The sequence below is a fragment of the Desulfohalobium retbaense DSM 5692 genome (assembly GCF_000024325.1).
GTDB lineage: Bacteria > Desulfobacterota > Desulfovibrionia > Desulfovibrionales > Desulfohalobiaceae > Desulfohalobium > Desulfohalobium retbaense.
Window position 1 is genome coordinate 2546097 of the sequence record NC_013223.1, and the last position, 18983, is coordinate 2565079.

At 60.8% G+C, this 18983-nt stretch carries 15 protein-coding genes; 10 read left to right on the plus strand and 5 right to left on the minus strand.

Annotation, left to right across the window (positions count from 1 at the left end):
• The first annotated feature begins 6 nt into the window (after window positions 1-6).
• From DRET_RS11225 to DRET_RS11270, 10 genes are all read left to right on the plus strand, one after another.
• Window positions 7-1401, plus strand: coding sequence for a sigma-54-dependent transcriptional regulator (locus tag DRET_RS11225; protein WP_015752667.1), 1395 nt, complete (start codon window positions 7-9; stop codon window positions 1399-1401).
• Window positions 1402-1651: 250 nt separating this feature from the next.
• Window positions 1652-2731, plus strand: coding sequence for a dual-specificity RNA methyltransferase RlmN (gene rlmN / locus DRET_RS11230; protein WP_015752668.1), 1080 nt, complete (start codon window positions 1652-1654; stop codon window positions 2729-2731).
• A 22-nt stretch (window positions 2732-2753) separates the two neighbouring features.
• Window positions 2754-3128 carry a phosphoribosyl-AMP cyclohydrolase gene (hisI, locus tag DRET_RS11235; RefSeq protein ID WP_015752669.1) on the plus strand — a complete coding sequence of 125 codons (375 nt, stop codon included), beginning with the start codon at window positions 2754-2756 and terminating at the stop codon, window positions 3126-3128.
• A 1-nt stretch (window position 3129) separates the two neighbouring features.
• Window positions 3130-4011, plus strand: coding sequence for an ATP phosphoribosyltransferase (gene hisG, locus DRET_RS11240; RefSeq protein WP_015752670.1), 882 nt, complete (start codon window positions 3130-3132; stop codon window positions 4009-4011).
• Between the two features lie 345 nt (window positions 4012-4356).
• Window positions 4357-5115 carry a tetratricopeptide repeat protein gene (locus tag DRET_RS11245; RefSeq protein ID WP_015752671.1) on the plus strand — a complete coding sequence of 253 codons (759 nt, stop codon included), beginning with the start codon at window positions 4357-4359 and terminating at the stop codon, window positions 5113-5115.
• Entirely contained in the window at window positions 5027-6451 is a 1425-nt protein-coding gene (locus tag DRET_RS11250; RefSeq protein WP_052293306.1) for a B12-binding domain-containing radical SAM protein, read from the plus strand. The genes DRET_RS11245 and DRET_RS11250 overlap by 89 nt, the downstream gene beginning before the upstream one ends.
• Before the next feature lie 214 nt (window positions 6452-6665).
• Window positions 6666-8477, plus strand: coding sequence for a translation elongation factor 4 (gene lepA, locus DRET_RS11255; protein ID WP_015752673.1), 1812 nt, complete (start codon window positions 6666-6668; stop codon window positions 8475-8477).
• 108 nt (window positions 8478-8585) lie between these two features.
• Window positions 8586-9185 carry a signal peptidase I gene (gene lepB / locus DRET_RS11260; protein WP_015752674.1) on the plus strand — a complete coding sequence of 200 codons (600 nt, stop codon included), beginning with the start codon at window positions 8586-8588 and terminating at the stop codon, window positions 9183-9185.
• A gap of 52 nt (window positions 9186-9237) precedes the next feature.
• Window positions 9238-10773 (plus strand): YifB family Mg chelatase-like AAA ATPase, encoded by a 1536-nt coding sequence (locus DRET_RS11265; RefSeq protein ID WP_015752675.1) that lies wholly within the window; start codon window positions 9238-9240, stop codon window positions 10771-10773.
• Between the two features lie 80 nt (window positions 10774-10853).
• The gene (locus DRET_RS11270) at window positions 10854-12218 is read left to right on the plus strand and encodes an L-serine ammonia-lyase (protein ID WP_015752676.1); all 1365 of its coding nucleotides are present in this window, start codon (window positions 10854-10856) and stop codon (window positions 12216-12218) included.
• 108 nt (window positions 12219-12326) lie between these two features.
• Here the strand turns inward: DRET_RS11270 and pyk are convergent, their stop codons facing one another.
• The 5 genes from pyk to DRET_RS11295 all read right to left on the minus strand — a co-directional run bounded on the left by pyk (window position 12327) and on the right by DRET_RS11295 (window position 18976).
• The gene (gene pyk / locus DRET_RS11275) at window positions 12327-13751 is read right to left on the minus strand and encodes a pyruvate kinase (protein WP_015752677.1); all 1425 of its coding nucleotides are present in this window, start codon (window positions 13749-13751) and stop codon (window positions 12327-12329) included.
• A 220-nt stretch (window positions 13752-13971) separates the two neighbouring features.
• Window positions 13972-14742 (minus strand): acyl-[acyl-carrier-protein] thioesterase, encoded by a 771-nt coding sequence (locus tag DRET_RS11280; protein ID WP_015752678.1) that lies wholly within the window; start codon window positions 14740-14742, stop codon window positions 13972-13974.
• Between the two features lie 111 nt (window positions 14743-14853).
• Window positions 14854-16548 (minus strand): FAD-dependent oxidoreductase, encoded by a 1695-nt coding sequence (locus DRET_RS11285; protein WP_015752679.1) that lies wholly within the window; start codon window positions 16546-16548, stop codon window positions 14854-14856.
• A 355-nt stretch (window positions 16549-16903) separates the two neighbouring features.
• Window positions 16904-17956, minus strand: a complete 1053-nt coding sequence (locus tag DRET_RS11290; RefSeq protein WP_015752680.1) for a homocysteine S-methyltransferase family protein — start codon at window positions 17954-17956, stop codon at window positions 16904-16906.
• 171 nt (window positions 17957-18127) lie between these two features.
• Window positions 18128-18976: a DUF6544 family protein gene (locus tag DRET_RS11295; RefSeq protein WP_015752681.1), complete on the minus strand. Its 849-nt coding sequence runs from the start codon at window positions 18974-18976 to the stop codon at window positions 18128-18130.
• Window positions 18977-18983: the final 7 nt, after the last annotated feature.

Consider the following 18983-nt stretch of genomic DNA (forward strand, 5'->3'; position numbering starts at 1 on the left):
CCGCCTATGGCCACGGTACTTATTGTCGACGATGACGCCAGTCTCCGTGTAGTTTTGGAGATTGCCCTGGAACGCCGCGGCCACTGCCCGCTCACGGCCGAGAACAGCGAGCAGGCTTTGTCCGCCGTCCAAAACAACGGCGTGGACCTGGTCCTGCTGGACGTCCGGCTCGGCCAGGAAAACGGCGTCGACCTCCTGCGCCTCGTGCGTCAGAACTGGGCGGATCTGCCAGTAATCATGATAACCGCCTACGCCGACAGCCACAGCGCGGTCGAGGCCATGAAACTCGGCGCCAGTGACTATATCCACAAGCCCTTTGATGTACAGGAATTGTTGCTGGTCGTAGAGCGCAGCCTCAAGACCTCGCGACTGCAGGAGGAAAACCGCTGGCTCAAAAAAGAGATCCAGGGCCGCTACGGGGAAATCATTGGTGAAAGCCCATGCATGCAAGAGGTCTTCCACCTCGTCGAACGGGTCGCCCCGACGGTGATCAACATTCTGGTCACCGGCGAGTCTGGCACGGGCAAAGAACTCGTCGCCCGGGCCATCCATGCCCAGAGCCCGCGTCGGGACAACCCCCTCATGGTCATCAATTGCGGGGGACTGCCTGAGAATCTCGTTGAAAGCGAGCTGTTCGGCTACCGCAGGGGCGCTTTTACCGGTGCGGACAAGCCCAAAAAAGGATTGCTTGAGCTCGCTGACTCCGGAACCGCCTTTCTCGACGAGGTCGCTGAACTCGCCCCAAGCACCCAGGTCAAACTGCTGCGCTGCGTCCAGGACAAGTCCTTTATTCCTCTGGGCGGGGCTTCAGAGATCACGACCGACGTCAGGATCATCGCGGCCACCAATCGCCAAGTGGACCAGGACGTGGCCCAAGGGCATTTCCGAGACGATCTCTACTACCGCTTAAGCGGGATGATCATCCACCTCCCCCCCTTGCGCGATCGCGGCTCCGATGTCCTGCTTTTGGCCGAGCATTTCCTGGGCCGGGCCTGCCGAGAGCAAAAACGCTCCCTTTTGCGCTTGTCCCCGGAAGCCCGGAGGAAATTGCAGCGTTACCACTTTCCCGGCAACGTTCGGGAACTGGAAAATATCATCGAACGGGCTGTGGCCCTGGAGCAGGGGAATACTATCACCCCGTCCTCATTGATCATCTACGAACAGGATGCAGCAGCGGATCCGTCCGGGGTCAACCGGGTCTTAGGTGGTGAACTCAGTCTGGAGGACCACCTGCAAAGCGAAGAGCACAAGATTCTCAAAGCCGCCATGGACGCCACCGGCGGACACAAGAGCCAGGCGGCCCAGCTCGTCGGCTTGAATTTCAGACAATTCCGCTATCGGTGGGACAAATACGCGTCCGAGTCCCAGGACCAGAACGCCCCTGAGGGCGCCTCCAGTTGAGTCCCGGCCCGCAGCACGACCCAGCCGAGAACCCAACCCCCGCATCCGTGAGCACCCAATGCGTCCCTCTGCCCCTACCGCAGCGGGAGAGAGACTGCGTGCTGGAGCTTCCCTGCCTGACAGGCCGGGACAATTTCGATTCGGCATACGGGGCCGGACAACACCCTAACCACAACCTGACCGTCGCATCCTCGTGACACTCGCGGGACAGACTTTCGTCACGTCCGGCAGCCGGGTTGTCAGCACAACAATGAGACCGAAAACCATACACGACATTTCCTTCGACGACCTCGCCGCCTGGCTCACTGAACAGGGGCAGCCACGTTTCAGGGCCGAACAAATCTGGCAATGGCTGTGGATCAAAGGCGCCACAAGCTTTGAGGATATGACCAATGTCTCGAAATCCCTGCGAAGCGCCTTGTCGCAGGTCTTCCCCATAGCGCTGCCGACTGTAGCCGAAGTCCACACCAGCGCCGACGGGACCAGAAAATTCCTGCTCAACCTCCACGACGGCCATGTGCTGGAGACGGTGCTCATTCCCGGCGGGGAACACTTCACCCAATGTCTCTCGACACAGGTCGGCTGCAATCTGGGGTGCACCTTTTGCAGCACCGGACAGATGGGATTGACTCGGAATCTGAGCGCGGCAGAGATCGCCGGACAGGTCATCGTGGCCCGCAATCACCTCTGGCAGACCGGTACGGGTATGCGGTTGCGCAACCTCGTCTTTATGGGCATGGGCGAGCCCCTGCTGAACTGGGAAAACGTTGACAACGCCCTGGATCGGCTCATCCATGCCTCGGCCATGAATTTTTCTCCGCGCCGGGTCACGGTTTCCACCGTAGGCGTGCCGGGAACCCTGGACGCCCTGGGCCACAGCCACAAGGCGTCCCTGGCCGTCTCCCTGCACGCCCCGAACCAGGAACTGCGCGAGAAGATCATGCCCAGGGCCGCTCGAATGCTTCCGCTACCGGATCTTCTCGCACGGCTTCGCAGCTACCCCATGGCCCCGCGGCAGCGGGTCACCATCGAATACGTTCTTTTGGGCGGGGTGAACGACAGCCTCGACCAGGCCCGCCAACTCGTGCGCTGCCTCAATGGCATCCGTTGTAAGGTCAACCTCATCGCGTTCAACCCCTGTCCGGGACTCCCCTATTCGGCCCCCGAGACCGAGCAGGTCCTTGCGTTCGAGACGTTGCTCCGCGACAAGGGGTTGACGGCGACCTTGCGCAAAAGCAAAGGGCAGGATATTTCCGCCGCGTGCGGCCAACTCAAGACCCGCCGCACTGCCGGCGCAAACAATTGCGGCCCCACTGTCACCAACACATAACATCGAGCGACAAGGATCTCTCATGCCACAACCCGATTTTGCCAAAGGCAACGGTCTGGTCCCGGCTATCGCCCAGGACGCCACCACCGGCGAAGTCCTCATGCTGGCCTATATGAACGAAGACGCCTGGAACAGGACGCTGGAAACCGGAGAAGCCCACTATTACAGCCGCAGCCGCGACTGCCTGTGGCGCAAGGGCGGCACCTCCGGACATGTCCAGAAAATCCACAGTGTCCGCCTTGATTGCGACCAGGACACGGTCCTTCTGCTGGTCGAGCAGCTGGGCGGAGCAGCTTGCCACAAAGGCTATAAGAGCTGTTTTTATGAAGAGTATAAGGACGGTGCCTGGAGCATCTGTTCCCCGAAAGTATTCAACCCTGAGGAGGTCTATTCCTGAGATGTCCAGTGAACAATTGCTCAAACTCGGTATCCCCAAAGGATCGTTGCAGGACGCAACCATTAACCTTTTTGCCAAATCCGGCTGGAAAATCGGCCTGCACCACCGCAACTATTTCCCGGACATCAATGATGAGACCATGAAATGCTCCTTGTGCCGGGCCCAGGAAATGGCGGTCTATGTCGAGGACGGCACCCTTGATGTCGGCCTGACGGGCAAGGACTGGATCCTGGAAAACGAATCCGACGTGGTGGTCGTCTCCGACCTGGTCTACTCCAAGGTCAGCAACCGTCCGGCGCGCTGGATCCTGGCCGTATCAAACGAGTCCCCGTATAAACGCCCCGAGGACCTGGCGGGCAAGAAAATCTCCACCGAACTGGAGAATTTCACCCGGAAATATTTCGAACAGGCCGGCATCCCTGTGGAAGTCGAATTCTCCTGGGGGGCCACGGAAGCCAAGGTGGTCGAAGGCTTGTGCGACGCCATCGTGGAGGTCACCGAGACCGGGACCACCATTCGCGCCCACGGCTTGCGGATCATCGCGGAATTGTTGCAGACCAACACCCAGCTCATTGCCAACAAGGCCGCTTGGGAAGACCCTTGGAAGCGGGCCAAGATCGAACAGATGAACACCTTGCTGCAAGGAGCATTGCGGGCCGAAAAACTGGTCGGTCTGAAAATGAACGTTCCCCATGACCGCGTGGACACGGTCATGGAATTATTGCCCAGCCTCAACGCCCCGACCGTGGCCCATCTGCACAACAGCGACTGGACCTCGGTGGAAATCGTGGTTGAGGAAAGCGTGGTCCGGGACCTGATCCCTCAGCTCCAGGCCCAGGGCGCCGAGGGCATCATCGAATATCCTTTGAACAAGGTTATTTAACTGACTGTTGAAAAATTCCTTATCGTGCAGGTCGTTCAAACATCCCAAAAGACGGCGGCAAAACGTTCAAGGTCGCAGCGTACTGAGCCGTACGTACAAGGCTGAACATTTTGCGCCTATCTGTCATTGGGAGATTTTCAACGGCCTGGTAACTGTTCACGACGCTGCCTTCGCGGCCCGGAAACCTTCCCGCACCGCCGACCACGGCCGGCGGTGCGGGTGGATGAAAGGGTGCCGGTCGCTTTGTGTTGTCGGAAGCGGGGGTATAGGGTAGACGAGTCAGGGCGAGAAACGTCCACACGTGTGGTCGCCGGGATTTGACCCAAGCTTTCCAGGGGAGAGGGTATGCTACGATTCGTGCGGATTGCGCCGCTCTTGATCTGCCTGATCGGTGGTGGCTTAGCTGGTTGCGCCCACCTCGCACCGACGACGCACTCGCCTGTGCTCGAGGCCCATCTGGAACTGGCCGAGGCCTACCTCAATAATGACAAACCCCGGTTGAGCCTCAAGGAACTGCGCAAAATCGGCGCCTCGGGTGACCATTCCAAGCGCTACCACTTCGACCTCGGGCTGACCTATATGGCCCTCTCCCAATGGCCCGCGGCTGCAAAGCACCTCCGCCAGGCAGTGGCCATCGATCCAGAATTCGCGCAGGCCTGGAACAATCTCGGGCAGGTCTATGTGGCCCAAAGCCGCCCGGATAAGGCGGAACAGGCGTTTCAGACCGCCCTGGACACCTTGACCTATCTCTCGCCGGAACGCGCCGCCCTGAATCTGGCCCGCCTGTACCAACAGACCGACCGCCCCCAAAAAGCGGCCGACCTGGCGCTGCGGGCCATTGAGGAAAACGACCGTTTCGAACCGGCCTATCTGGTGCTCAATGAGGTTCTGGTCTCTCAGGGCCAGATCGAAGAAGCCCTGACGCGCCTGGAGACAGCTCAAGCCAAGCTCCCCAAGAGGCCGGCCATGCTCCTCGCCCTGGCCGAAAACCACCTCCGGGTTGGAAACACCGCCTATGCCCGCACCTGGTTCCAGCGCATCATTGCCGCAGCCCCCCAAAGCGAAGAGGCCGAAGTGGCCCGGGATTACCTGGCACTCTTCTGATTCCTCCTCCCACGAGCCGCGTGTCCTGGGCATCAATCCCTGGATCACCGACTTCGCCGCGTACAACCTGTGGGCCAGGCCGGCAGGCTTATTGGCCTGTTTGGAGACCTTGCGCCAAAGCGGGGCCAGCATCGCGCTTTTGGACTGCCTCGATCAGATGTGGCAAGAAAGCCCCTGGCCGCGGCGCAAAAATTTCGGTTGCGGTCCCTATCCCCGCACCCCCTTGCCGGTTCCCTGGTACCTGTCCGATGTGCCGCGGCAATTCAGCCGCTACGGCCATGCGTACGAGACCGTACGCAGCGCCCTGAGCCACCTTTCGCCGCCCCCGGATCTGGTTTTGATCACCACCGCCATGACCTATTGGTATCCCGGCGCGGTCCAGATGCTCCGGCTCGTTCGCGAAATCTGGCCCCGGGTGCCGATCGCCATCGGTGGCGTGTACCCCACACTCTGTCCGGAGCACGCCGCGACATGGTCGGCTGATCTCGTGCTCTCCGGGCCGCTGGAAACCGGTGGGAACTGGCAACGGGTCTGGAGCGCCATGGGCGGTACCGCGCCACCGCTTCCGCCCCAGGCCGGCTTCAACCTGGCCCTGGATCTCTATGCCGCACCGGAATATGCCCCCATTCTGGGGTCACGGGGATGCCCCTACGGCTGTGAATATTGCGCCAGCCGGCACCTGTACTCCGGGTTCGTCCAACGCAGCTTCGAATCCGTATGGCAGGAATTCAGGGCCCAATACCAGGCAGGGGTCAGGGATTTCGCCTTTTACGACGACGCTCTTTTGCTCCGGCCGACAACCTGGCTTTTGCCATTTTTGCACCAGATCTGCGAACTGCCCGAGCCCATTCGGCTCCACACCCCGAATGCCATGCATGTCCAGGCCTTGACCCCGGAAGTCTGCCGGGCCCTGTTCCGGGCCGGTCTGACCACCATCCGCCTGGGACTGGAAAGCGGCGATTTCGACCACCGCTTTGATGCCAAGCTTTCGGCTCCTCAATGGCAGGAGGGGGTGGACAATCTCTTTGCCGCCGGGTTCCGCGCCCAAGATATCGGGGCCTATATCCTCTTCGGCCTGCCCGATCAAAACGAGGCCGAGGTCCTGGCAGCCGCTCGACTCGCCGCCGCCTCGGGTATACGCCCCCAACTGGCCCATTTTTCGCCCTTGCCCGGCACGCCCCTTTTTGAACGCGCCGTAGAGGTCTCTGATCGGCCCATTGCCGAAGACCCGCTGTGCCAGAACAATTCGATCTGGCCCTGCGTTCCCGGAGGTTTTTCCTGGCGGACCAAGCGTCGCTGGCAGGAAATGCTTGCCCAGACAATGGCTGCGTATTAGACAGCAGACTGGAAATCGACTATGAAAGTTCGGTTCCAGCAGGCAGGACCGGAAAACTTCTCCTGTCCCGATCACGCTGCCGGTTTTTCCTGACTTTGCCCCATAAGCCGCGCTTTTCGCGACGCCTATGACCAGGCCAATCGCCGCAAAAGCCGCTCAAGCAAAACAGGAACTTTTCGAACACCTCTTTTGGAAGGAGAACGGGCACAGCCTTATGGCCATGACCGATCCCAAACGCATACGCAACTTCAGCATTATCGCCCACATCGACCACGGCAAGTCGACGCTGGCCGATCGCATTCTCGAACTCACCGGCCTCGTCGCCGACAGGGACAAACGCGACCAATACCTGGACCGGATGGATCTTGAACGCGAACGCGGCATCACCATCAAGGCCCAGACCGTGCGCATCCCGTTCACCGCTGCGGACGGCCAGGAATATATACTCAATCTGATCGACACTCCGGGCCACGTGGATTTCAGCTACGAGGTCTCGCGCAGCTTGGCCGCCTGCGAGGGGGCTCTGCTGGTCGTTGACGCCACCCAGGGCGTCGAAGCCCAGACCCTGGCCAATGTTTTCCTGGCCCTGGACAACGATCTGGAGATCATTCCCGTTCTCAACAAGATCGATCTCCCCAGCGCCGAACCGGAGCGCATTCTGCAGGAAATCGAGGAGGCCATCGGCCTGGATTGCAGTGAGGCCTTGATGGTCAGCGCTAAGACCGGCGACGGCGTGCCCGAGGTCCTGGAACGCATTCTCCGAGATGTCCCGCCGCCGGCCGGGGCCAAGGAAGCCCCGCTCAAGGCCCTCATCTTCGACTCCTGGTACGATCCGTATCAAGGAGTAGTGGTCCTGTTCCGGATCCTGGACGGCTTCATGAACGACGGCCAGCGCATCCAGATGTTCTCCTCGAAAAAGGAGTTCGAGATCACTCAGTTGGGGATGTTCGCGCCCGAACCCCAGCGGGTCAATTATCTCGGACCCGGCGAGGTCGGCTTCCTTTTTGCCAGCATTAAGGACCTGACCGACGCCCGCGTCGGCGACACGATCACTGCCGCCTCCAATCCCACGGCCACGCCGTTTCCGGATTTCAAAAAGATCCAGCCCATGGTCTTCTGCGGGCTCTACCCTTCAGAACCCTCGCAATACGAGCCCTTGAAAAAATCCTTGGAGCGGTTGCAACTCAACGACGCCGCCTTCAATTTCGACCCCGAAACCTCCCAGGCTCTTGGGTTCGGCTTCCGGTGCGGCTTTCTGGGCCTTTTGCACATGGAAATCATTCAAGAACGCCTGGAACGGGAATTTCAAGCCCAGCTCATTGCCACTGCGCCCTCTGTGGCCTATCAGGTCACGACCATCGACGGGGCGACCTTTACCATCGACAATCCAAGTGAACTTCCGGCCCGGGAACAGATCGAGGAAATCGCCGAACCCTACGTGCGCATGGAGATCCATGTGCCGAACGAATACGTCGGCAGCGTATTGACCCTGTGCGAAGAAAAGCGGGGGATCCAGAAGGATATGCGCTACATGACCTCCTCGCGAGTAATCATTACCTACGAGTTGCCGTTCGCGGAGATCGTCTTCGACTTCTTCGACCGCCTCAAATCCGTGACCCGCGGCTTCGCCTCCATGGACTACGAAGTCATTGGTTTCTTCCCGGCCGACCTGGTCAAACTCGATATCCTGATCAACGGCGAACCCATGGACGCCATGTCGACCATCGCCCACCGGGACAAAGCCTATCACCGTGGCCGGGCCCTGGCTCTCAAGCTCAAGCGGACCATTCCCCGGCAGCTCTTTGAGGTCATCATCCAGGCCGCGATCGGCAACAAAATCGTGGCCAAGGAGCGCAACGCTCCCCTGCGCAAAAACGTGACCGCCAAATGTTATGGCGGGGATATCACAAGAAAGCGTAAGCTCTTGGAAAAACAGAAAGAAGGCAAACGGCGCATGAAACAGATGGGCAATGTGGAGATCCCCCAGGAGGCCTTCATGGCCGCCTTGAGCCTGGATGAGGATTGACCCGGCCTGGGCCGCCGCGAAGTCTGAACCCTTCGATTGCTGGCGCCCCGATCGCATTGCCGCTGCACCTGCCGGAGTAACTCCAACAGTTGATATGGACACCCCATTATGAATCCACGCTGGCACAATCTGATCAAAGAATACGCCGAGGCCCTGATCATCGCCCTGGTCCTCGCTTTTTTTATCCGTTCCTTCGTTGTCCAGGCCTTCAAGATCCCCTCCGGGTCCATGCTGCAGACCTTGCAGATCGGCGACCACCTCCTGGTGAACAAGTTTATCTACGGCGTCCAGGCCCCGTTTACCGACTTCACGGTCATCCCGGTCTCCGATCCCGAGTTCCAAGACATCATCGTCTTTGAGTTCCCCGAGGAGCCCTCGAAAGATTTTATCAAGCGTATTATCGGCCTGCCCGGAGACACCATCGAAATCCGGGACAAACAGGTTTACCGCAATGGGCAAAAGCTCCAGGAGCCTTATGTCCAGCACACAGACCCGTCCACCGTTCCCCGCCGGGACAATTTCGGACCGGTAACCGTGCCCGAGGACAAGTACTTCGTCATGGGTGACAACAGAGACGAATCTTATGACTCCCGGTTCTGGGGCTTTGTGGAGCACTCGAAGATCAAAGGCGAGGCCTGGATCATCTACTGGTCGTGGGAAGGATTTGACGAAATCCGCTGGGGTCGCATGTTTCAGACCGTGAACTGAACCGCCGACACCTCCTGCACACCGGGCCGCGCCGCAGCACACTGGAGTGACCATGATCGCCAAGGTGACCACTGCGGCCTTGTTGGGCATAGACGCCTTTCCTGTGGACCTGGAAGCCGACCTGACCCGGTCTGGCATCCCGGCCTTCACCATGGTCGGCCTGGCAGAAGGCGCTGTCCGGGAAAGCAAGGAGCGGGTCCTGACCGCGCTGAAGAATACCGGCTTCCGTCTGCCCCCGGCCCGGATTACCATCAACCTCGCTCCCGCAGACATGCGCAAGGAGGGCAGCGCCTACGACCTGGCCCTGGCACTCGGCCTGCTCGGTGCGAGCGGAGAACTGCCTGAACAGGCTTTAAACGGGTATCTTTTTGCCGGTGAACTCTCGCTCAACGGCCGGCTCAAACCCATCAATGGCGCGCTGCCCATGGGCCTCAAGGCCCGGGAACGCCAGGCCCGGGGATTGCTCCTCCCCGCGGACAACGCTCCCGAAGCCGCCGTCGTCGACGACCTGCCCGTCTATCCGGTCCAGACCCTGGGGCAAGCTATCCGCTTCATTCTAGGAGAAGAGGACCTCCATCCCCAGGGCAGCGACATCCAAGGACTGTGGGGCCAGCGCGAAGACTTTCTGGTCGACTTCAGTGAAGTCAAAGGCCAGGAACACGCCAAGCGGGCCATTGAAATCGCTGCCGCCGGCAACCACAATCTGCTTTTCCTCGGCCCGCCAGGTAGCGGCAAGACCATGCTCGCCCAGCGCCTCCCCACCGTGCTGCCACCGCTGGAATTCAATGAGGCCCTGGAGGTGACCAAAATCTATTCCGTGGCCGGTCAGCTCGACCCCGGCCAAGCTTTGGTGATCACCCGACCCTTTCGCTCCCCGCACCACACCATTTCCGACGCCGGGCTTATCGGCGGCGGCCACTATCCTCGGCCCGGAGAAGTGTCGCTGGCCCACCACGGCGTCCTTTTTCTCGACGAACTGCCGGAATTCAAAAAGCACGTCCTCGAAGTCCTGCGCCAGCCATTGGAAGATGGGCGGGTGACCATTTCTCGGGCCGCTGTGTCTCTGAGCTACCCTGCCGATTTCATGCTCGTGGCGGCCATGAACCCCTGCCCTTGCGGCTATCTGACCGACGAGCAACACCCCTGCACCTGCACAGCGCAACAGATCCAGCGCTACCGTTCCCGGCTCTCCGGACCGTTGCTCGACCGCATCGACCTCCAGGTCGAGGTCCCGGCAGTGCCTTACAGCGACCTCAAAAAAACCCAAAGCAGCAAGGATTCGGCCTCCATGCAGGCCAATATCCTCCAGGCGCGGCAGATCCAGGCCCAACGCCTTGCCGGCACGCCCATCACAGCCAACAGCCAGTTGCGCGGAACGTGGCTCCAGGCCCACTGCGCCCTGACCGAGACCGAGCACCAGTTCCTGGAGCAGGCTGTCCACAAGCTCGGGCTCTCCGCCCGGGCCTATACGCGGGTTTTACGCATCGCCCGGACCATTGCCGACCTCGAGTCCGCAGACCGGATCCAGATCCCGCACTTGGCTGAGGCGATCAATTTCCGGGTCCTGGACCGCGAGGACCAGTGGTGAGCCGCCGCTTTGCCTCGGTGTTTTGGTGCGCCAGCGTCTTGCGGTCCCGAACGGACCGCGCCTTTGCACAAGGATGACCCATGCCCCCTGTTGAGACCTCAGTTTTCGAACTCTTTCGTATCGGACCGGGCCCCTCCAGTTCGCACACCATCGGCCCCATGCGCGCCGCAGCCCGTTTTCTCGCTGAACTGGAGCGCCTTGACGCCTCCCAACGCAACGAGGCCGTCCAGGTCAAGATCCATCTCTACGGCTCCTTGAGCGCCACAGGCCAGGGCCACGGCACTGTGGAGGCGGTTCTCGCCGGTCTGCTGGGCCACGAACCCGAAACCGCACCGCCGGACATCCTTGAACAGCTCCGGACCCATCCAGCCCAGCACCGGCTTGCTCTCGGCGATCGCGAACTGCCACTCTCGGCGGGGGATGTCATTTTCGACACCCTGGACCACCCTTTTCCCTGGCCCAATACGCTGCGGTTTCTCCTCTACGGGCCGGGAGGGGTATTGCTGGAGCGGGAATACTACTCCATAGGCGGCGGGTTTCTTTTGGAAAAGGGAGAAGAGGCCGCTGCCAAACGTCCTCGTTTGCCCTACCCCTACCAGAATATGGCCGAGTGCAAGACACAACTCACCACCCATGGGCTGCGGCTGCACCGTCTGATGCTCGAAAACGAGAAGGCCCTGACTGGGGCCTCGGAAAACGAGATTTATGACCGCTTGGAGCATTTGCTGGACTGTATGGAACAGGCCGTCGACCGGGGGCTTCAGACCAGCGGGGTTCTGCCCGGCCCGCTGGGGTTGCAGCGCAAGGCCCCGGCCCTGCACCACCGCCTGCAAAGTGTGGTCTACGAACAAGAAAAGATCCTCTTGGCGCTCAACGCCTACGCCCTGGCCGCGGCCGAGGAAAACGCCGCCGGGCACACCATCGTCACCGCGCCCACAGCTGGCGCCTCCGGCATTGTCCCGGCCGTGGTCTACCTGCTCTCCCATTCTCTGGGCCTGGGCCGCCGCGCCTTGTGCCAGGGGCTGCTGGCCGCGGCCACGGTCGGCTTTCTGGCCAAACACAACGCCTCCATCGCCGGGGCTGAAGTCGGCTGCCAGGGCGAGGTCGGCGTAGCCTCGGCCATGGCCGCCGCCCTGGTCTCCTACGCCAAGGGACACCGCTTCAGGGTCACGGAAAACGCGGCCGAAACCGCCTTGGAGCACCACTTGGGGCTGACCTGCGACCCTGTCGGCGGCTATGTCCAGATCCCGTGCATCGAACGCAACGCCATGGGGGCCATCAAAGCCTACAACGGATTTTTGATCGCCACTGCGGTGGCCCCGACCCTGTACAAAGTCGACCTGGACAAAGTCATTCAGGCCATGGCCGCCACCGGGCGCGACCTGTTGCCCAAATACCGGGAAACTGCGGCCGGCGGTCTGGCCCTGTGCCTCGGCAACTGCTGAGCGCCACCATTTTTTTGCCAAGCCCCCTGAGGCATGAAAAGGGCCCGACTCCGTGTCTTGGAGTCGGGCCCTTTTCATGCGCACACCTTCCGGTTCAAACCACGGCGGTTATTTATAATACACCTTGATCTCGTTGGTATGGATCTTGGTCTGCCCCGGGGTCGGCTGTCCGGAAGTAAGGATGACCGATTCCCCGGGCTCGAAATCCTGGCTGCGCTGCACAAATTCCTGGACCCGCTCCAGATGGTTATCGATGCGCTCATCGGCCAGACGAGGCCGGACGCCCCAGAAAAAATTCAAGGCCCGCACCACCCGCTGTTCAGGGGTCAGGGCATAGACCGGCAGGGCGGGCCTGCGGCTGGAAAGCAACCGCGCGGTCATCCCCGAGGTCGAATGGCTGACCAGGGCCTTGGCCTTCATGTTCTCGGCGATCAACGTTGCAGCATAGGCCAAATATTTGGCGGGATTGTGCTCTTTTTTCGGCGGATACGGCCCTTGGACCCGTTCCAGGAAATAGGTCTCCGCCGACTCTGTGATCTCCCGAATGAACTGGACCGCTTCGACAGGGTATTCGCCGACCGCCGTTTCCTCGGAAAGCATGACGCAATCAGCTCCATCCAGAACCGCATTGGCCACATCCGTGGTCTCCGCCCGCGTTGGCACCGGATTGGAGACCATGGACAAGAGCATCTGCGTGGCCACGATCACTGCCTTCTGGGCGTGCCGGCAGGCCCTGATGATCCGTTTTTGCAGCACCGGCAAGGTCGCCAACGGACATTCCAGGCCCAGATCCCCCCGGGCGACCATAACCGCATCGGCCACCGCCAAAATGGATTCCAGGTTATCCACTGCGCTTTTGCGTTCCAGCTTGGCGACCACCGGTATCCAGGTCCGGTGCCGCGCGATGGCCTCCCGGGCCTCCATGATATCCTGCCGGTCCTGGACAAACGACAGGGCCACGGCATCAACACCGAGTTCCACCGCCTCGTCGAGGTCCCGACGGTCCTTGTCGGTCAGGGCCGAGAGTTTGTGTTCCTTGCCCGGAAAGGCGATCCCTTTGTGCGAGGTGACGATCCCTCGGTTCCGGGCTTCGAGTTCGAACAGCCGGTCCGGTTCATGGACCTGGACGACCTCGAACCGGAGCATCCCGTCGCTGAGATAGACCGGCATGCCCTCCTGCAAACCGTTGAGCACCTCGGGCATATCCAGTGAGAAATACACCGTGTCGGGATCGAAACGGGTTTGCAGCGTGGACGGGCCGAGCATGGCCCGGGTCCCCTGCGCGATATGCACCGGTGATCCCGGCAGTTCGCCGATACGAATCTTGGGCCCACACAAATCGGCCATGATTGTCAGCGGATGACCGATTTCGCCTTCCAAGTCACGGATGGCGGCCACTGTCGAGGAAAAATAGGCCGCATCCCCATGGGAAAAATTGAGACGGAAGATCCGCACCCCCTGCTCGGCCAATTGACGCAGGATCTCCGGCTGCATCGAGGCCGGTCCGAGGGTGACAATGGTGTTGGTTCGCATGGCGTATCCTTCAAGAGCTGACTGTTGAAAACCATCTTCTGATGCAGGCTGGCCCCGAAAAGCGAAAGAGGACGCAAAAGCGTTGAGATCAACGCGAGCGACCTGCACACCAACGATTGCTCGTGTGCCTGCTTGCCCCTAGTGGGAAATGTCCCCAGCTGAAAGAGGCCAAAGGGTGTTTGGGGCCCTGTTATCTGACCTAAAGCCTACAGACTTCTCATCAGGATGCAAAGTTGTCTTTCGTCCGCCACCAAGTCTGCATCACGGCCACCGTGCTTCCGTCCTGCTCCCGCTCAAGCGTGTGGTGCCAATATCCCGGCGAAGGTTCCCCCGCAGCAACCTGAATACGATCCCCATCGCGGCATTCCTGCTTGAACACGATATCCACGGCCGAGGCCAGGCGCTGGTCCCGGACCGCACCCGGAACGGCCTCGAGTCCCCACTCCAGGATCCGGATATTGTTGACATGGCCGTGGACATCCAGGTCCGCCCGGCGGGCCAGGACTGTGCACCGGTTTGTACAGTCATGCTCCGGGCCGCCCCGGGGGCGCCCCGGAAAGGCCAGGACCGACTCGGGACACTGCCGCACCTGCTCAGCCAGCCAAGGCCCCGCCGCAAGCATGTGCCTGGTCTGCAGGTCGACAATCGCCCACAAAGAAGTCGCCCGTCCCAAGGGGGTACCGGTGGAATCGGCAAGACAAAAATCCCGTTTGGTCGTTCCGGCTTTCATCCGGCACGGCCAAGTTCTGATGGCCAGTGTCTGCCCCGCTTGAGGCTGGCGTTCCAGTTCCAGATACATCCGCAGCAGAAACCAGGCCTGATTGTTCTCAAGGACATCCGCGATTCCCAGGCCCATTGCAGCGGCGTGCCGTCCAGCTGCCTCCTGGCAGAGCGCGGCCAGGGCGGGGACGCCAATCCGGCCGGAGTTGTCCGCCTCTGCCTGGGGCAACACGAAACTGGCGGCAAAAACACCATTGCTCTCGTTCAACATAGCTCTTCCTTGCAAATGACCGACCGCACCGGCGTGTGCGGGGCCCTGCCGGTGCGGTCGATCTCGAATAAAGAGGCATTGCCGGGTCGAAGCCCGGATTCCCTGCTAGGTTTATTTTTCCCGGCCATAGGGCCAGGCCATGATGCCGCCCTCCATGACTTTGATATCGGTCCAGCCGTGGGCCCAAAGGATGCGTTGCGCTTCATAGCCCCGCATGGAGATCTTGCAATAGCAGATGATCTCTTTGTCCTTGTCCTGGGGCAATTCCCCGAGCCGGTCGCGCAATTTGCCCAGCGGGATGAGTGTTTCCCCGAGCCCCAGACGCATGGCTTCAAACTCGGCCGGTCCCCGGACATCCAGAAAGAAGGGGTGCTCCCCGCTGTCCAGCTTGGCTTTGACCTCAGTATTCGCGATACCGACCATCCGTCCTTTGAGTTTGTTCTCCACGATATGGGCGGCAGCGATCAGATGGTCGATAGCCAAGGAAAACGGAGGCGCGTACGGCAGATCGGCATTGACCAGATCAGGGATGGTCTGCTTGCCGGCTATGGCCATGGCGGCCTCGGAAATCTGCCGGCTGACGTCGCCGGGTCCGACACATTGATACCCCAGCATGCGCTGTGAATCGGCATCGACCACCATCTTGGAGACGAGGAGCTTCCCGCCCATGAAGCCGGGTTTGTCCAGGCTGGCGTTCACACCGGTCAGGACGTTGAATCCGGCCTCGCGGGCTTTGCGTTCCGAGAGTCCGGTCGAGCCGGCGGCATAATCAAAAACCTTGCATATTCCAGTATGTTGCGTCCCTGGAAACGTCGCACCACTCTCCAGGACCGCGTTTTCCCCAGCGACCCGGCCCTCGAGATTGGCCAGATCCCCATACGGGGCCAGGGTTTTCTTTCCGGTCAACCGGTCCGGGACCTCGATACAGTCCCCAGCGGCAAAGATGGCCGGGTCGGAGGTCCGCATCTGCTCGTCCACGGCGATGCCGCCAGTGACTCCGATGTCCAGTCCCGCTTCCCGGGCCAGTTGGACGTTGGGCTGGACCCCGATGGCCACCACGGCCAATTCGCACTCCAGTTCCGTGCCACTTTGCAATTTTATGCCGCTGAGCTTGCCGTTTTGGCCCAGAAAGCCGCTGACCGCGTTGTCAGTAATGACATTGGCCGCCTTTTCCTTGACATGGTTTTCCAGGAGCTTGGCCAGTTCCCAGTCCAAGAACATCAGGATCTGCGGCAAAAGTTCAACGACGGTGACCTCCATGCCAGCGAGTTGCAGGGCCTCACAGGTCTCAATACCGATCAGGCCGCCACCGATGACCACCGCTTTTCTCACCCCGCCCTCATCGCGCAAGCTCCGGAGATAATCCGCATCGCGCATGGCGTGCAGGGTGGTAATCCCGTCGAGATCCGTGCCGGGGATAGGCGGCATGCGTGGCGTGGCCCCGGTGGCCAGAATGAGTTTGTCGTAGTCCAGGGCATAGGTTTCCCCGCTGCGCAAATCCTTGCAGGAAACCTGCTTGGCCTCCCGGTCAATGGCCACGACTTCGGTTTCGGTCCTGGCTTCTATTCCCTTGGCTCCGGCAAAAAAATTCTCGTCCCTGACGACGCCGGTCGGGGTGCACAACAGTTCCTCTCTGCGGTCAAAGAACCCGCCGACATAGTACGGGTAGCCGCAGGAGGCCATGGAGAGTTCCGGGGCCTTCTGGATCATGATCACATGGGCGTCCTGATCCAGCCGTTTGGCCCGGGCCGCCGCTTTGGGGCCGGCCGCGGATCCGCCGACGACAAGTATGCGTTGTGAAGCCATTTGTTCGTACTCCTTGAGGTTGACGTGCGCTCGGCCGCCTTGGCTGCCCTGTGTCACGAAGTGGCGGTTCTCCTGGAGTTATTGAAAAGAGGACCGATTCCGGAATACCAGGGCCCGGCCGCAGCCGATCTCTTCAAGCCTGGATTGGCAAAAGACAGGAGAAAATGCTGCCTGTATCCTGTCTTTTTCCTGGATACGGGCCGACCATAACGCCGGGACGCAGGTTCTCACAAGGCCCGTATTCCCAAAAATCGCCACGCTATTTATGCGCCTCTCCCCCCGCCGGACATTGATTGAGATCAATGCCCCGGCTGTTGGGCCCCACGACACGCACTTCCGCGCGGAGTGCCCCACCTTACGCCTTTTCGGCATACGAGGTCATGTGCCGGCGCAGGCGAGCGTCGTCGCCAAAAAGAAAATGCTTCGACATATCAGGTGAATACCGACTGGCTGGCGTGGTTTTGCCCACGGCCTCGGCCACGGCCCGGATCTGGGCCGGAGTCGCCCCGCAGCAAAGTCCCAGATACTTGATCCCCTCGTTCTGCGCCGTGGCCGCCCATTGTGCCAATTCATAGCGATTGCATGACAGCGGTTCCAGGGCCGTCGGAAACGGGGTCGGATGGGGAAGCGGCGCGGTATTGCCCGGATCGGGGAGATTGAAGAAGGTCGGGTGGTCCTCTGTGGTCCGAAAAGGAACCGGCAATCCGGCAACAGGGCCCTGAACTGCAGCGCGGATCTTGCGCAGATAAGGCATCATGGTCGCCGGGCCGCGGAAACAATTCATACCGACGACAGTTGCCCCCCGATCTTCCAGGGCTTTACAGGACGCTTCGGCGCTCCATCCGTCGCGCAGAACATTCTCGCCCATCAGCCCCAGCGTCACCACCGCCGGGAGTCCGGCCTCCTGAATGGCTTCCAGGGCCAGAACCGCTTCGCCGTGGTAATACATCGTTTCCGCCAAAATGAAATCGGCACCCTCTTCCACGGCCCAGCCAGCCATTTCCGCAAACATGGACCGGGCTTCGTGGTGCGACCCGGCATCGTCGGGATCGTAAACATTGGTATTGGAGATGTTGCCGGCAACCAGGGCGGGCTCCGGACGCTGCGCATCAGCGACCTCCTTGGCAAGACGCAGTGCGTGGCGGTTCAGGGGCTCAAGCAGATCCTCCTTGCCGATCAGACGCATCTTTTCCCGGTGCCCGTTATAGGTAAAGGCCACGGCCACATCTGAGCCGCAGAAACAAAAATCCTGATGGAGTTGGCGCAGGACCTCGGGATGCTCCAAGGCCACCTCCGGAACAAAGCTGCCGGCCTGAAGATAGCCGCGCCGCTCCATTTCAAACAAATACCCTTCAGCGCAAATGACCGGCCCGTCCGCGAGTCGCTGCTCGAGATTCCTTTTGTGCATGGGAGGTTCTCCTTCATGTTCTGGTGGATGGTTCGACCGCTGCCGAAGCAACGTCCCCCAGAGATGCCAAAACCGAAAAAGGATATCAAGATATTTTGATATAGCAGAAAGAAAAAATTTGCCGAGCGAAACCGGCTCGGCATCGGAACAGAGGAATTTTTCAACAGTCAGTCAGGAAAAGGTGTACCGCAATTCGGTCAGTTCGCCGCGCCAATACGGGTGCTCGCCCTGCTCCAACTGCCAGAGGACCTCCCCGGCCAGCGGGATCCGCAGGCCGTCGCGTTGGGCATAGTTCCACCACCGTCCCAGCCAGGGAGTCGGCACAACCTCCCGCCCCTTGGCCCGCCCCCGGTCCGGGGCCCAGACCGAATCCACTTCGCCGCCGGGGGCGAAGGAAAAAAGGAGGCTCACGGTATGGGGCCCGTCCTTGAGCGTGGCCCAGGCCGATTGCGCGTCCTCCGGCTCCCATTGCACGCCCTGGCTGGGCAACAGGGCGGTCGGGTAAAGCGGCGCTTCGGCCAGATAGCGCATCAATTCGTCCCGGCCAATGGCCCCACGTCCGCGGAGTTGCACCACATTCAGCAACCCGTACAACGAGGCCTGGAGAAGGCCCTCCCCGGCGACATACGCATCCCGGACCCGAACGATCAGGCCCGGCAACAGCGAGATCCGGGCATCCCAATCAAAGCCCGGGCGTTTGATTTCCACCCGCTGGGTGGCCGCGAAAGGGCGCCACCATTGCCCCTGGGCCCGCATGTTCATGGTCCCCTTTTGTTCCAGGCGCACCGCAGCCACCAACGGCTGTCCCTCGCCCAGGACATGGCGAAAATACCGGACTACAGGGGTCGGAAGACCAGCGAGTTCCCCCGAATCAAAACGGGAGGGGCCGCCACTGACTCGGGCCGCTTCGAGCTTGATGCGTGTGGCTTTGGTCGCCGAATGCCACCGGGCCGAAGCAAAAACCAACACGGTTGCCAGAACCAGAACACAGGCGAGAAAAACGAAGAAAAACAGGGACATCACATAC